The organism is Paraburkholderia phytofirmans PsJN (assembly GCF_000020125.1).
Taxonomy (GTDB): Bacteria; Pseudomonadota; Gammaproteobacteria; order Burkholderiales; family Burkholderiaceae; genus Paraburkholderia; species Paraburkholderia phytofirmans.
In genome coordinates this window covers 2,923,257-2,938,004 of record NC_010676.1, presented here as the reverse complement: position 1 = coordinate 2,938,004, position 14,748 = coordinate 2,923,257, and the positions used below count along the sequence as shown (strand labels likewise).

The following is a 14,748-nucleotide window of genomic DNA, read 5'->3' as shown; positions in this document are numbered from 1 at the left end:
CGCCGTAAAAATGCCAATGCAGCCGCCTAGCGTGGCTGCGCTTTTCATGAATTGCGACATACATGTCCCCGTATTGAGTGGTTGGTGACATGTATTTAACCCGAAATGAAAGGCAAAAGAAAGAAAGTAAAAAATAATTCGTAAGCTTAGCGTGCGTCGCTGCGGGACGCAGCGTGCTTCAAGGCGCTTTCGCTTTCGTTGCAACCGTTGGCGTTGCCTTGACCGGCACCGCCGCCGCAGACGTGGAACCAACCGAAGCATTCCGCGGATCAACTTCCCAACCGCCACCAAGCGCGAGGAACAGGTTGACCTGATCGATGGCCACCTGACCCTCCGCAGCTGCTGCCTGAGACTTCGTGGACGTCAACGTGCGCGTCGCATCCAGATCCGAAATAAACGACTCACGTCCCGCGCGATACAGCCGGTGCGTTTCATCCGCGGACTCGCTCGCCGACTTGACCGCGGCACGCAGCGCATCGGCGCGTGCGTAATCCGACGAATAGGTCGCGAGATTGGTTTCGGTTTCGCGCAACGCGGTCAGCACCACGCCATCGAACTTCGCCAACGCCACCTGGCTCGACGCCTGCGCTTCACGCACACGGCCACGCGCACCGTTCGTGGGGAACTGCCAACTGATCAACGGACCGAAGCCCCAGCGCGCCGTGGGCGATGTGCCGAGGTCTTCCAGAACGCCGGTCAAGCCCGCCGACGCACCGATGCTCACCGTCGGATACAGCGCTCCGGTAGCGACACCGATCCGCGCCGTGGATGCCGCCAATTCACGCTCAGCCTCGCGCACATCCGGCCGGCGCTTGAGCAGCGCGGCGCCGTCGCCGATCGGAATCGGCTGGCGCAGTTGCGGCAGCCTGTCGCACGCGAGCACGGCCGGCGGCAGATCCGAAGGCGCGCGCGCGAGCAGCGCCGCGAGCCGGTACTGCGCGATCTTGCGACGCGCCATATAACGCGGGATATCCGCCGACAACGTATCGACCTGGGTCTGCCCACGCGTTACGTCGGGTTGATTGCCGCGGCCCGCGTCGCGCAGGCGGCGCGAGACGTCCACGCGCTGTTTCTGCAGCGCCAGCGACTGTTGCGCGATCCTGAGTTCCTCGGCGGCCGAACATTGCTCGACGTAAGAGCGCACCACGTCCGCCACTACGGTGATCCGCGCGAGATCGGCGGCGGCCTGTACCGACTCGGTGTCCGCTTGCGCCGCTTCCACGCCGCGCCGCAACTTGCCGAACAGATCGATTTCATACGAGATGCTGATGCCGATATCGCCTTCGTTGACGACCGGCAGCTTTTCGGTGAGCAAGTATTGCTCGGCGGATTCCTGCGCGCGTTCGATTACCGCCGAACTCTTGCCGGAAAAACCGCCCTGTGCCTGCGCTACACCCAACGCTTCACGCGAGCGCGCAAGATTAGCCGCCGCGACGCGCAAGTCGGTGTTCGATTGCAGCGCCTGGTCGACGAGTCCGTTCAGCACCGGATCGTCGTACAGCTTCCACCATACGGGCGGCACGCTCTGGCGCGTCGTGAGGGACGTGTCAGCGCCTTCGATCGGCGCGTTGGCAAGCGGAGCGTTGACGAGCGCCTGTTGCGGCAGCGAGTAGTTGGGACCGACGTTCATGCAGCCGTTGAGCGCAACCGCCAACGGCAGCAGAGGCAGCAACGGCAATAAGGGCAGGGCGCGCGGCAGCTTCATTGCGAGGCGCCCGATGATGAGACCGCCGCCGACGCCGGCTGTGCAGCCGAAGCAGCCGAGCCAGTAGAAACAGCCGACGCCGACGACGAAGCCGCCACCGCACCCGACGCCCCCGCATCCGGATGCTTCTTACCGCCAGGCGACAAATCACGCACCGACACAGTCGCCGTGCGCCCCGCGATCATGCGGAAATCCGCAGGCACTTCATCGAGCGCCACACGCACCGGAATCCGTTGCGCGAGCCGCACCCAACTGAAAGCCGGATTCACATTCGGCAGCAGATTCGAACCTTGCGTGCGGTCCCGATCCTCGATTGCGGCGACGATACTCTGCACATGTCCGCGCAACACCGCCGGTTCGCCCATCACCTTGATATCGACCGGCTGGCCGATGTCGATGCCACGCAGCTTGGTTTCCTCGAAATACCCGTCGACGCGGAACGAATGCATATCGACCACCGCGACCACCGCGCGCCCCGCCGCGACATATTCGCCGACGCGCGGCGCGCGGTCGTTCAGATAACCGTCGACCGGACTCATGATCGTGGCGCGTTGCAGATTCAGCTTCGCGGTGTCGATCGCTACGTTCGCGTCGGCGAGCGCGGCTTCCCCAGTCTCGACGCGCGAGCGGCTTTCTTCCGACACCTCCGCCGCGACCAGGTTGCCGAGCTTGCGATTACGCGCGTCTTCGCGGCGCGCCTGATCGAGCGTGGCACGACGTTGTTGCGCGGTGGCCTGCGCCTGGCGCAGCGCGAGCGTGTAGCGGGCCTGATCGATCACGAACAGCACCTGGCCTTGCTTGACCTGCTGGTTGTCCACTACGTCGACGGACGTAATCAGTCCCGAGATGTCCGGTGCGACCTGGATCACGTCGGCGCGCACGTGTCCGTCGCGAGTCCACGGCGCGAACATGTAGTAGCCAACCAGTTTCCACAGCACGAGGGCCGCGGCGACGACGACGATCAGGGTCAGCAGAATTTGACCGACGGAGAACCAGGTTTTTTTCACGTTATTAGTCTGTGCGAAACGACGACGACAAGGCCCAGCACCAGCACATAGATGCCGAGATCGAAGATGGAGCGATGCCAGACGAAGCGGTAAAAGCCGACGCGCGCGAGCACCGTGCGAACGGCCAGGTTGATCAGATACGCGATCAACATCAGCACGAGCACGGCCGGCACGAACACGCCGAAGATATCGATTTCACCGATCATCGCGGGAGGTGGGCAAGAGGAAAGGAAATGGGCGACGGCATGAGCGCATCAGGCAGCGGCCTCCGGTTCGGGCGGCGCGGGTTGCGTCAGCGTGGCCGGAAACAGCGAAAGACGCAAGCCGACCAGCGCGTGCAGAGCCTCGCGCAACCGGCGCGCCGACGTTTGCGAGGTCGCGCTCGGCGCCCCTGCGTTGGCGAGCCCTTGTGCCGTCACGCGCGCCACGGCGGCGTCGATCGACGACATCAGGCTCTCCGGCACCGGCTCGCGCTTGCGGCGATCCACGCAGCTTTCATAGTACTGCCGCACGTCGTCGAGCACGTGATCGATCGCGGCCGGCGCGTCGCCGCCCAGCTTGTGGGTCAGGCGGCGCAGATCGAGTGCGTTGAAGGCGATGCGCAGATCGCGAAAGCTTTCGATCGACGGATGACGATGGTCATCCGTCGCGGCAAGGCGCGGGATCAGTTGCATCAGGCGGTCGAGCATGCGCGCGGCGAGATTGCGCGGATCTTCTATCGGCCGTGTCGACGCCGTGAGCGCCACGTCGGCCCAGCTCGAACGCAACAGACGGGCCGCCGCGAGTTCGGCGCCGAACGGCCGCGTTGCGCGCGTCCACAGATACGCGTAGAGCAAGCCGGCGAGGCCTGCGATGTTGCTGTTCAGGAACACCAGGAAGTTGGCGTCGTAAGCATCCTGAATGCTGATGAAGGTGGCCGTGTTCACGGCGACCAGCACCGTGGCGAGGTTGAACTGCGGGCGTGGAATCAGCGTGCCGACGAAGATGAACGGCGCGGCGAACATGATCACCAGCATGGGAAAGTCATGCACATGCGGCAGCACGACGAACAGATAGACGCCCGCCGCCACCACGCTAATGGCGGTCGCCACGAAGAAGCGGAAGATGAACGGCGCGGGCTCGTCGAGCGCCGCGAAGAAGCAGCATGCCACGGCCGCGAGCGTGACGGCGCTCGCTCCGTCGTTCCAGCCCGAGCCGATCCATAAACTGCACGCAAGAACCACGGCCGCCGCAGCCGTGCCGGTCGAGAACAGCATGATGCCGCGATCGTAGAAGCGCTCCGTGCCGCCCAGCCGCCAATGGCGGAAGCGCGGACGCCACGAGCCTTCTTCCCGCGTGATGATGATGCGCAGCGAGCGGCAGTCCTGCCAGACATCGATCACCTGCTTCATGCGCCACAACGCGTTCGAGAGCAGCGCGCCATCCCAGCCCGCGAGCGCGGACGGCGGCGGTTGCATCGCCGCGATGCGCTCGCGCAATGCGTCGGCCGTCCGGTCCGGGTGATAGCCCTCGCTCACGGCGGGCATCGGCTCGTTGAACCATTTGATGACGTCGGCGAGCAGGCTTTCCAGCCCTTCGGGCCACGTCTGCCGGCCGCTGTTGTAGAGCGCGATCAGCGGATCGGCGAGCGAGGACATGATGGGCAGCAGCAACTGCATGCGCCCGCGCAGTTCATGCGCGCGCGCCAGTATGTCGGGCCGCGTGTGATCGTAGGCCAGTTGGCTGAGCAGCAATTCAAGGCCGTTGATGGTGGCCGCGATGCGTTGCCGCGCACCCGAAATGGCCGAGCCGGCAAGCCGGCCGGAGAGCGTTTCGGTTGCGTAGAACGCGGCGTCGCGAAACCATGCGTCGGTCTGTTTGATGATCGTGGGCGCAAGCCGGCTTGGAAACAGCGCGCTGCCGACAATGCTCGCGCAGACAATGCCGAGCGTGATCTCCTCGGTACGGCTGACCGCGAGATCGAACACGCCGCCCGGATTGGTCACCGAGGGCAGCGCGATGATCGGCATCGTATAACCGGCCAGCAGGAACACGTAGCTGCGCGCGGTGCGATCGGAGACGGCCAGATACAGCATCGTGCCGGTCCAGAGCGCCACGATCACGCTGAACAGATAGGGCGATTCGACGAAGGGCGGCACCAGCAGCACCGCTGCCGAAGCGCCGAGCATGGTGCCGAGCGCACGATAGAGCGCCTTGGAGCGCGTCGCGCCCACAAACGGATTCGACACGATGTAGACGGTGGCCATCGCCCAATAAGGCCGCGGCAGTTCGAGCGCGAGGCCGATGTAGAGCGCGATCATCGCCGCGGCAAATGTCTTGACCGAAAACAGCCAGTCGCGAAGGGAAGGGTAGACCATCGACCGTTACGCCGGCTCGCCGCTGCGATCGTTGTTCTGCTCGGCGCGCTCGGCGGCGTCGGCCGTGAATGCGGCGAGCACGCGCAAGGTCGCTTCGAGATCGCTGCGCGAGACGCCTTTTAACGCTTGCGCCCGCAGCGTGACCAGTTCTTCTTCCATTTTCGCGGTGACGGCGCGGCCTTCTTCGGTGAGTACCACGGTTTTCGCGCGCCGGTCTTCGGGGTCTTCGTCGCGACGCATCAGGCCCGCGGCGCACAGTTGATCGAGCAGCCGCACGAGCGAGGGCCCTTCAATACCAATGTGATCGGCGAGCGTGACCTGGCGCACGGCCGAGCCGAGCCGGCTGGCGGTCAGGAGCGGCGTGGCGCACGCCTCAGAGACATTGAAGGTTGCCAGCACGCCATGGCTCGTGCGTCGCCATTTTCGGGCGGCGACGACCAGGGTGCTGCTGACTGTCCGGCGCAAGATATCGAGATTCGACATGGCCGGTATTGTATTTGCAAAAAATTCGTTAGCAAACTATTGATTCCGGAATTTTTTATGGCGGTGCGGCGCAACCCGCGCGCATTGACATGCGCGCGGGTTCGTTAGGTCCGCGTGACTCAGGCCGCGAGCCCGAGTCTGACCGTGCGCGCCAGATCGTCCAGCTGGAATGGCTTGCGTAAAATCGTGCAGCGCTTCACCGCCAGCCCGGAGATGTCCACGTCCGCATAACCCGTTGCAAGGATCACCGGCAAATCCTCGCGCATCTTGCGCGCCTCGGCGATCACATCGATCCCGTTCATGCCGGGCATCGCGAAGTCCACCATCAGCAAGTCTGGGTTGTCGTCCTGCAAGCGGTTCAGGCCTGTGCGTCCGTCGGCGGCTTCGGTCACGGTGTAGCCAAGCATTCTTAGCGACTCGACCAGCATGGCGCGCACCTCGCTGTCGTCTTCGACCACCAGCACCCGCTTTTCGCCGACCACGTTTGCTTCGGCATCCGACGCCGCCTCGGCCTGCGGCGCCACGCGTTCGCGCAACGGCAACCAGAGCTCGACAGTGGTGCCCACGCCTTCCTCGCTAAACAGACGCGCGGTGCCGCCGGCCTGCCTCGCAATGCCGTAGACCTGGCTCAAGCCGAGTCCCGTGCCCTTGCCGATCGGCTTGGTGGTGAAGAACGGATCGAACACGCGCGACACCACATCGGGCGGCACACCCGAGCCGGTATCGGCGACTTCGACCACCACGTAGCGGCCCTCAGCGAGTGTCTGATCGGGCGCCTCGCGCTGCCTCACGCGAATGCCGAGCTGGCCGCCGCCCGGCATCGCATCGCGCGCGTTGATGGCGAGGTTGAGAATGGCCAGTTCGAGTTGATTGGCGTCGGCCTGAGTCCACATCTCATCGCCATCGAACTCGTTGGTATAACGGATGCTCGAGCCGAGCGACACGGTGATGATGTCGCGCATGCCTTGCAGCAACGCTACTACGTCTACCGCTTTCAGATCGAGGTTGCTGTTGCGCGAGAAAGTCAGCAACTGTCCCGTCAGTTTCGCGCCGCGTTGGGTCGCGCGTTTGACGGTGGCGGCCATGCCGCGAAGGCGCTCATCGCTGCTCACTCGCGCGATCAGTTCCGCGTTGACCATGATGACGTTCAGCAGATTATTGAAGTCGTGCGCGATGCCGCCGGTGAGTTGCCCGAGCGCTTCCATCTTCTGCGATTGCACCAGCACCGCCTGGACTTTGGCGCGCTCGTGAATTTCCATCATCAGGCGGTTGTTGGCGGAGGCCAGTTCCTGAGTGCGTTCGGCAATACGGCTTTCCAGCGAGTCGTTCAATTGCACCAGCGCCTCTTGCGCTTCGATCCGCTCGGCCAGATGGCGGCGCGATTCGTATTGCCGCGCGCGTGCGCGCAACGACGACGCCACCGCGCGCCGCAGCGTCTCCGAATTCAGCGGCCGTTCAAGCACGACCACGTTGCCGAGCCGTTCAAGCACTTCGAGGCCGCGTTCGGAGCGATGTCCGAGGCGTGAGGCGGCGAGCAGAATAAACGGGAAATCCGACCACGCCGGCTGCTGTTCGAGCCAGTCGAACAAGCGGGCCGCATGATTGCCCGCGAGCGCCTCCTCGGCGATCAACGCGCTGCCCGCACCGGCGTCCAGTGCCGCGGTGAGCGTGTCGGCATCGCGGCATGCCACGCAGAGGCGCTTATCTTTGTGCAGCACTTCGGCAATCACATCGGCGTCGCGGCCGAACGGCGCAAGAATAAGGACGCGTTGCTCCATAGCTTACTGCCCGGACGATTCGATGACGCGGTTTGTTGTGCCGAGCAGCGCGGTGCTGCCGCGATAAGCCGGCAGTCCGGATAGCACGCCCTCGAAGTCGCGCAGTGCCTCGCCGACTTCCACGCCGTCGCGGCTGAGCCGGAACTGGCGGATCGAGCGCTCATGGGAATTGGCGCGGCTCTTGACGGCCGTCACGGCCGTGAGCACTTCGCCGTGGTGCTCGAAGTAGCGGAACAGTACGACCACGTCGCTCAGATAGCTGATGTCGATATCGCTTTGCACCTCGCCAATAATGCCGTGCTGTCCCAGCACGAGCATCGTGATGACGCCCTGCTGATTCAGATAGCCGAGCAGTTCGTGCATTTGCAGCAGCAGATAGCGCTCGCCGGGCATCGCCTGGAGATAGGCGTTCAGGCTGTCGATCGCGACATACCGCGCACCGTGCTTCTCGACCGAGCGGCGTACGTCGCTGGCGAATTCACCGGGCGAGATTTCCGCCGGATCGATCTGACGCAGCGTCAGCAGACCGCTTTCGACGTGCGGCGCCAGATGCATGCCGAGCGCCGCGCAGCGAATCATCAACGTGACGAGGGTTTCGTCGAACACGTAGTAGACGCAGCGCTCGCCGCGTTCGAGCGCCGCGATCAGGCACGACACCACCGTGGTGGTCTTGCCGACGCCCGAAGGGCCGATCAACAGCGCATTGGTGCCGGGAATCAGACCGCCGCCGAGCAGCGCGTCGAGACCCCGCGTGCCGGTGCTGACCACCTCGGCATCGAATGTCGTGTGATGTTCTGCCGCGACGAGGCGCGGATAGACGTGGAGGCCGCCCGTGTCGAGCGTGAAGTCGTGGTAACCCTCGCGGAATTTGATGCCGCGCATCTTGGCGATGCGCGTGCGCCGCCGGTTGCCGCCGTAGTCGTGCACGAGATTGTCGAGGCTGATCACGCCGTGCGCGATGCTGTGCAACTGCACGTCGCCGGGATCGGACGAATTGTCGTCGAGCAGCAGCACAGTGCATTCACGGGTGGCGAAATAGCGCTTGAGCGCGAGAATCTGCCGCCGGTATCGCAGCGGGTTCTGCGACAGCAGACGCAACTCGGAAAGGCTGTCGAGCACAATGCGCGCCGGTTTGAGTTCGTCGACCTGCTGGATGACGTTGCGCACCGTCTCGCCGAGTTCGACCTCGGCCGGATGCAGCACGGTCTGCTCGTACTGCGGGTCGAGACCTTCGTCCGAAACCAGTTCGAGAATATGGAAGCCGCTGATATTCCACCCATGGCTTTCGGCTACCGAAATCAGTTCGGAGCGGGTCTCGGAAAGCGTGATGTACAAGCCTCTCTGCCCTTCTTCGACGCCCTTGAGTAAGAATTGCAAGGCCAAGGTAGTTTTACCCGTGCCAGGCGCACCTTCTACCAGGTACATGCGGTGTGGGGTGAGACCGCCTCCCAGGATGTCGTCGATTCCATCGATCCCCGAGGAAAGGCGGGCCGGCATACCGGCAACGTGTCTGTTTGACATGGCGTAGCGTTTTGGCGTCGAAAAGAGGCTGATAGATGCACAGCCGGTACGACGAGATTGCAATTTCTGTGCCCATGGATCGCGTCATGCGCCGGCGCGTGCCTTCACCAGCTGAATGAAGCGCGTGGCCGCGTTGTTGTGCAATGCCGTGGGATAGGCGAGGTGCAGCGGCGCGCTGAGCTTCGAGGGGTTGGCGAGCGTGCAGTACACGGTGCCCACCTGGTCGTAACGCTGCATGGAAGCGGGCACCAACGTCACGCCCAGACCCGCCGCCACGAGATTGATCCCCGACACCATGCGCGGCACTTCACGGGCGACGCGCGGGACGAAACCCGCTTGCCGGCACGCGGCGAGGATATCGGCATACATGCCGGGTGCGCCTGGGCGGCGGACCAGAATGAAGTCTTCGTGAGCCAACGCTTTCAACGACACTTGCGGACGCTTCTTGCCCTTAAGTAACGGATGACCGACCGGCAACACCACGACCATCGGTTCGTCGAGCAGCAGCTCGAACGCCACGCCTTCGCGCGCGTCGACTGGCTTGCGTAGAAACGCTGCCTGAATCTGACCCGCGGCCAGACGCTCGATGATCTCCGCCGCGTTGAGTTCGGCAAGCTCCACGGCGACCTCGGGGCAGACCGCGCGAAATGCGCGGATCGCCTCGGTCGTGAATGGGTGGAACGCAGCGGAGCTGGTCAGGCCGATCGAAATCGTGCCGAGTTCGCCGCGCGCAATCCGGCTCGCCTTTTCGACCGACTGCTGCAGACTCTGCAGCAAGCGTTGCGCGTCTTCCGCGAAGGCCTGACCAGCTGGCGTCAAGGAGACACCACGCGGCATGCGCACGAACAGCTCAAAGCCGATCTCTTCTTCCAGCGTTCGAATCTGCTGTGAAAGCGGCGGCTGTTGCATGGCCAGCCGCTCAGCCGCGCGCGTGAATTGGCCTTCTTCGGCGACCGCCAGAAAGTAACGCAGATGCCGCAGTTCCATAGCGTTTCGTCTCCTCAGCAGCGCTCGCAAGTCGATTCGCTGCCATATCCATTAAGTATGGATTGTGCGTAAAACAGGTATTTTACATTTACCACGTCCGCTCCTACGATCTCGTCCATCGCATCGGACACGAATGCGAAATAAAACAAATGCGGTGCATGGGACCCGAGTAAGTGCTGAAGCGCTAACTCCGGTCGACAGGAGACGTCAGTGAAAAAACAATGTGTCGTGGCTGCTTTGGGCGTAGTGCCTTGTGTAGGCGCACACGCGCAAGCATCGGTCACGCTATACGGTGTGATCGACACCAACCTCGAATTTCTCAACCACGCGGGCGCGAGCGGCGGCTCGCTGGTCCGCGAGAATTCCGGTGGCCTGAGTAATTCGCGCTTCGGCTTTCGCGGCGCCGAAGATCTCGGCGGCGGCAACAAAGCGTTCTTCATTCTCGAAGCGGGCTTCAACGGCAACGACGGCACCAATGCGAGCGCGGGCGTGTTGTTCAACCGCACCGCGGCAGTGGGGCTTTCGAATGCGTACGGCGCGCTGTCGGCGGGCTTGCAGTACACGGCGATGTACGACACGCTCATCAAATACGACCCGATGGCGTTCGGCCAGCAGTACACGTGGATGCCGACCACCGGTTCCGCCGACGGCTTTTCGTTCAAGGCGCGCGTGAACAACTCGGTCAAATACGTGGGCCGCTTCGGCGGTTTGACGGCGACGGCGGACTACAGCTTCGGTGGCTCGGCGGATTCGTTTCAGAGCAGCGCGGCCTACGGCGGTGCGCTCGATTACAACACCGGCAGCTTTGCCGCGGCCGTGGCCTACGACTACCGCAACGGCGCGGTCAACGCGACAGGCATGTGGACCAAGTCGCGTAACTGGAGCGCCTCGGCGCGCGAGCAGCTCGGCGACGTCACGCTCATGGGCGGCTATGAGCATTATTTGTTCAACCCGACCAAGGGCAAGTCCGTGTCGTCGGCATTATGGTTCGGCGGCGTGCGTTATCTGGTCACACCGGCTTTCCGCCTGACGAGCGCCGCGTACTACCAGAGCAACAAGGCGGACAACGTGTCGAATTCGTTGATGGGCGTGCTGAGCGCGGACTATATTCTGTCGAAGCGAACCGATGTGTATGCAACCGTCGCGTATGCCGCGTCCATGCACTACGCCAACGATCAGTACACGCCCGTCGGTTTGACGAGCGACACCGCGTTCGGTCCGAACCAGATTGGCGTGACGCTCGGCATTCGCCACCGGTTCTAGGTATTTGGTTTTTCAGCGGCGGATTTGACGACGCGCCGCGTTCAAGACAGTGCACGGTGATCAGGAGCAAGCTGCATGACTTTCAATCTTTCACGACGTCTCGCGGTGCTATGTGCGTCGACAGGCGCGGCAGTATTGATGACGTTCGCGCAATCGGCGCTCGCGGTGCATGCGTACGAGCCGCATCTGAAACCGGTAGCGACGATCTCCGATGCGCGCTTCACGCTCGACACGCCGAAAGGGCAAGCGGAATTTCCGCTGTATCTGTCGAAAGATTGGAACGTCGCGCAGCCGCAGGTGACGCGTGCGGTAATCGTGATTCACGGCAAGCTGCGCAATGCGGATGTGTACTTTCGCACCGCGCAGAATGCCCGCGATGCCGCGCACGCAGACCCCGACGCCACGCTATTGATCGCGCCGCAATTCCTCGCCACGCTCGACACGCGCGTGCACGACGAACCCGCCGATCTGCTGCGCTGGACCGGCGACGCCTGGATGGGCGGCGAAGCGGCGCGCGCGCCGTTGCCGATCAGTTCCTACGAGGTGCTGGACGCGATCGTCGCGCGTCTCGCCGATCGCAAGCTGTTTCCCAATCTGCGGCACGTGGTGTTCGCCGGGCATTCGGGCGGCGGGCAAGTCGTGCAGCGTTACGCTGTCGCGGCACGCAATATCGCCGCGCTGACCGGAGAGGGCATCGACGTGCGTTACGTCGTGGCAAGTCCGTCCACGTACGCGTATTTCGATGCGCAACGGCCCAACGCGCAAGGCATTGCCGCGCCGTTCGATGCCGCGCAATGTCCCGACTTCAATCAATGGAAATACGGCATGGACAACCGGCCGCCGTATCTCGACGACCGGACGCCCGCGCAACTCGAAGCGACTTATGCGGCGCGGCGGATCGACTATCTGGTCGGCGGCGCGGATGACGATCCGCAGCAGAGCGCGCTCGACAGAACCTGTGCCGCTGAAGCGCAAGGGCCGCAACGCGTCGCGCGCGCCGAGGCGTACTACCGGTACATTCAATCGCGGCATCCGGACGGCTTGAAGCAGAGCTTTCATATCGTGCCGGGCGTGGGGCACAACGGTGCGCGCATGTTGACCTCGGTATGCGCGTTGTCAGCAATGTTCGACACTCCGGGATGCGAGCAATGAGCGAAGCGACCTTCAATCAGCGCGATGGCGCTTCGTCTGAAGCCGATGCGTCGAACGGCTTGAGTCCGTCGATGGTGCGGCGCGCGATCTTCGCGTCCATTCTCGGCAACGGCCTCGAGTGGTTCGACTTTCTGATCTACGGCTACTTCGCGAAGATCATCGCGCAAGTGTTCTTTCCCGGCGGCAGCGGCTTCGTGTCGATCATGCTGACGCTCGCCACGTTCGCGGTCGGATTTATCGTGCGGCCAATCGGCGGCATTCTGCTCGGCATCTACGCGGACCGCGCGGGGCGCCGCAAAGCGCTCTCGCTGCTGATCATTTCGATGGCGGCCAGCACTTTGCTGATGGGTCTCACGCCAGGCTACGCGCGCATCGGCATGGCCGCGCCGCTGTTGGTGGTGCTCGCGCGCCTGTTGCAAGGACTCTCCGTGGGCGGACAGTTTGCGACGGCGTCCGCAATGCTGGTCGAGTATGCGCCGCCGCACAAGAAGATGTTTTACGGCAGCTTCAACATGTCGGCGCAGGCGTTTGCGTTGCTGCTGTCCTCCGGGGTGGGCTATCTGCTGACCACGCAGCTCACGCATGAGCAACTGGTGGCTTGGGGCTGGCGTTTGCCGTTTCTGTTCGGCGCGTTGGCGGGGCCGTTCGGTTTCTATATCCGGCATCGCGTGGCCGAGTCGCCGGAGTTCGAGCGGCTGCTCGAACACAAGGACAGACCGCCGCGCGTCACGATCCGCCAGTTCTTCCGCGATAACGGCGACGCGGCGATTTGCGCGATGGGCGTGATCATCATCGGGGCGGCGACCAATTACGTGTGGCACTCGTATCTGTCGGTGTATGTCGAACGGCAATTGCATCTGCCGCTTTCCACCGCGTTGCTCGGCGCGTTCGTGTCCGGCGTGCTGAATCTGTTTCTGTTTCCACTGTCGGGCAAGCTCGCCGATCGCTACGGCGCATACCGGCTGTTCTATCCCATCGTGATCGCGTGGATGGTCTGCGTGTATCCGCTTTATCACTTCGTGGTGACGAATCCCACGCCGGGGTATCTGTTCATCGCGCAAATGATCGCGACGCTGTTCCTCGCCGCGATGTCCGGCGCGCATCCCGGCATGCTCGCGACCTTGTTCCCGGTGCGCAGCCGTTCGGCGGGCGTGGCGCTGTCGTACAACATCGCGGTGACGCTGTTCGGCGGCATGGCGCCGCTCACCATCACCGGCTTGACGCGCGTGACCGGCAGCAGTCTCACGCCCGCGTTCTACCTGATTTTTGCCGGCTTCGTGTCGCTCGCGATGGTGTACTTCACGCGCGCTGGACTCATCTCGGGCGACGTGGCGGCGAGGTCCGCGACTCATTGATCAACCAAGAGCCTATTGCATGACCGAGCCTTTCATCACAGACGACGAACGCGCGCCGAATGAACGTCCCGTCGCGGTCGTCGCGAGCCGGCATCTGAGCGTCGCGACGCAAGCCGGCAGCGGCACCGTGCCGGTGTTTTCGAACGGCGACTGGCTGGCGCCGACGCGCGAAGTCCAACGCGCCGTGATTCTGATTCATGGCCGCCTGCGCAACGGCGACACGTATTTCGAACTTGCGCAGCGTTCGTGCGCGCTCGCCGGTGGCAGCGCGGCCGATACGCTGCTGATCGTGCCGCAGTTTCTCGCGACCGCCGATGTCGACGCGCATGACCTGCCGCCATCCACCTTGCATTGGGACTGGACGAGCTGGATGGGCGGCGAGAACGCCGAAGGTCCCGCGCCGATCAGTTCGTTCGATGTGCTCGACGCGATTCTGCATGCGTTGGCGTCGCGCGAGCAGTTCGCGTCGCTTGCCGAAGTGGTGATCGCGGGGCACTCGGGCGGCGCGCAGGTCGTGCAGCGCTATGCGGTATTGGCGCGCGACGAGGCGCCGCTCGCGGCGCGCGGAATCGCGTTGCGCTATGTGGTCGCGAATCCTTCATCGTATGTGTACTTTGATACGATGCGGCCGGTTGCGTCCGCTGTATCCGGCGAGTTCGCGGCGTTCGATCGGACGCGGTGTCCGTCGTTCAATCGCTGGAAGTATGGGCTCGAGGATTTGCCGGCTTATGCGGGCGACGCGGCTTCAGCGGCAGCGCTCGAAGCGCGTTACGCGCAGCGTGACGTGACCGTGCTGCTCGGCGGCGCGGATTGCGATCCGCAGCATCCGGCGCTCGACCGCTCATGCGCCGCGCTGACGCAAGGTGAACACCGGCTCGGGCGCGGGCTGGCTTATGCGCGCTATATGGCGTTGCGACATCCCGAAGGACTGGCGAAGCATCGGACGTTCGTGATCGAGGGTGTCGGGCACGATGCCAAGGGGATTTTCGGGTCGGCGCAGGGGCTGGCGGCTTTGTTCGGTACGGGTTCGGGATGACGGTGACGGTGACGCGGTCTTGAGCGCGGTCTTCAGATCGTCGGCGTTCATGGGCATGAAGCGTGCTATCGCGCTAGTACCCGTGAGTGACTTCGAGGACCGCG

General features: G+C 63.7%; 12 protein-coding genes. 4 read left to right on the top strand and 8 right to left on the bottom strand.

The annotated features are described in order from the left end of the window. Nucleotides 1–178: 178 nt before the first annotated feature. The 8 genes from BPHYT_RS32795 to BPHYT_RS32760 form a co-directional block, all read right to left on the bottom strand. Nucleotides 179–1,705, bottom strand: a complete 1,527-nt coding sequence (locus BPHYT_RS32795) for an efflux transporter outer membrane subunit (protein WP_012428424.1) — start codon at nucleotides 1,703–1,705, stop codon at nucleotides 179–181. Next, nucleotides 1,702–2,712, bottom strand: a complete 1,011-nt coding sequence (locus tag BPHYT_RS32790) for an efflux RND transporter periplasmic adaptor subunit (RefSeq protein WP_012428423.1) — start codon at nucleotides 2,710–2,712, stop codon at nucleotides 1,702–1,704. Before BPHYT_RS32790 ends, BPHYT_RS32795 begins: the two co-directional genes overlap by 4 nt. Continuing rightward, complete coding sequence (locus tag BPHYT_RS32785) at nucleotides 2,709–2,918, bottom strand: DUF1656 domain-containing protein (RefSeq protein WP_012428422.1); 210 nt, start codon at nucleotides 2,916–2,918, stop codon at nucleotides 2,709–2,711. Before BPHYT_RS32785 ends, BPHYT_RS32790 begins: the two co-directional genes overlap by 4 nt. A 48-nt stretch (nucleotides 2,919–2,966) precedes the next feature. Further along, nucleotides 2,967–5,069, bottom strand: coding sequence for an FUSC family protein (locus tag BPHYT_RS32780; RefSeq protein WP_012428421.1), 2,103 nt, complete (start codon nucleotides 5,067–5,069; stop codon nucleotides 2,967–2,969). A gap of 6 nt (nucleotides 5,070–5,075) precedes the next feature. Beyond that, nucleotides 5,076–5,552 (bottom strand): MarR family winged helix-turn-helix transcriptional regulator, encoded by a 477-nt coding sequence (locus tag BPHYT_RS32775; protein WP_012428420.1) that lies wholly within the window; start codon nucleotides 5,550–5,552, stop codon nucleotides 5,076–5,078. A 119-nt stretch (nucleotides 5,553–5,671) separates the two neighbouring features. Beyond that, a complete protein-coding gene (locus BPHYT_RS32770) occupies nucleotides 5,672–7,330 on the bottom strand; it encodes an ATP-binding protein (protein WP_012428419.1) in 1,659 nt (552 codons plus the stop codon). A 3-nt stretch (nucleotides 7,331–7,333) separates the two neighbouring features. Then, nucleotides 7,334–8,851: an ATPase domain-containing protein gene (locus tag BPHYT_RS32765; protein ID WP_041759349.1), complete on the bottom strand. Its 1,518-nt coding sequence runs from the start codon at nucleotides 8,849–8,851 to the stop codon at nucleotides 7,334–7,336. Between the two features lie 84 nt (nucleotides 8,852–8,935). After that, on the bottom strand, nucleotides 8,936–9,838 hold the full coding sequence (locus BPHYT_RS32760) for a LysR family transcriptional regulator (protein ID WP_012428417.1): 903 nt from the start codon (nucleotides 9,836–9,838) through the stop codon (nucleotides 8,936–8,938). 210 nt (nucleotides 9,839–10,048) lie between these two features. Between BPHYT_RS32760 and BPHYT_RS32755 the strand changes: the two genes are divergently transcribed. The 4 genes from BPHYT_RS32755 (at nucleotide 10,049) to BPHYT_RS32740 (ending at nucleotide 14,644) form a co-directional block, all read left to right on the top strand. Continuing rightward, nucleotides 10,049–11,101, top strand: coding sequence for a porin (locus tag BPHYT_RS32755; protein ID WP_012428416.1), 1,053 nt, complete (start codon nucleotides 10,049–10,051; stop codon nucleotides 11,099–11,101). Between the two features lie 75 nt (nucleotides 11,102–11,176). Next, entirely contained in the window at nucleotides 11,177–12,253 is a 1,077-nt protein-coding gene (locus BPHYT_RS32750) for an alpha/beta hydrolase (RefSeq protein WP_012428415.1), read from the top strand. Continuing rightward, nucleotides 12,250–13,608 carry an MFS transporter gene (locus tag BPHYT_RS32745; RefSeq protein WP_012428414.1) on the top strand — a complete coding sequence of 453 codons (1,359 nt, stop codon included), beginning with the start codon at nucleotides 12,250–12,252 and terminating at the stop codon, nucleotides 13,606–13,608. The genes BPHYT_RS32750 and BPHYT_RS32745 overlap by 4 nt, the downstream gene beginning before the upstream one ends. Before the next feature lie 19 nt (nucleotides 13,609–13,627). Further along, nucleotides 13,628–14,644 (top strand): hypothetical protein, encoded by a 1,017-nt coding sequence (locus tag BPHYT_RS32740; RefSeq protein ID WP_012428413.1) that lies wholly within the window; start codon nucleotides 13,628–13,630, stop codon nucleotides 14,642–14,644. The last annotated feature ends 104 nt before the right edge of the window (nucleotides 14,645–14,748 follow it).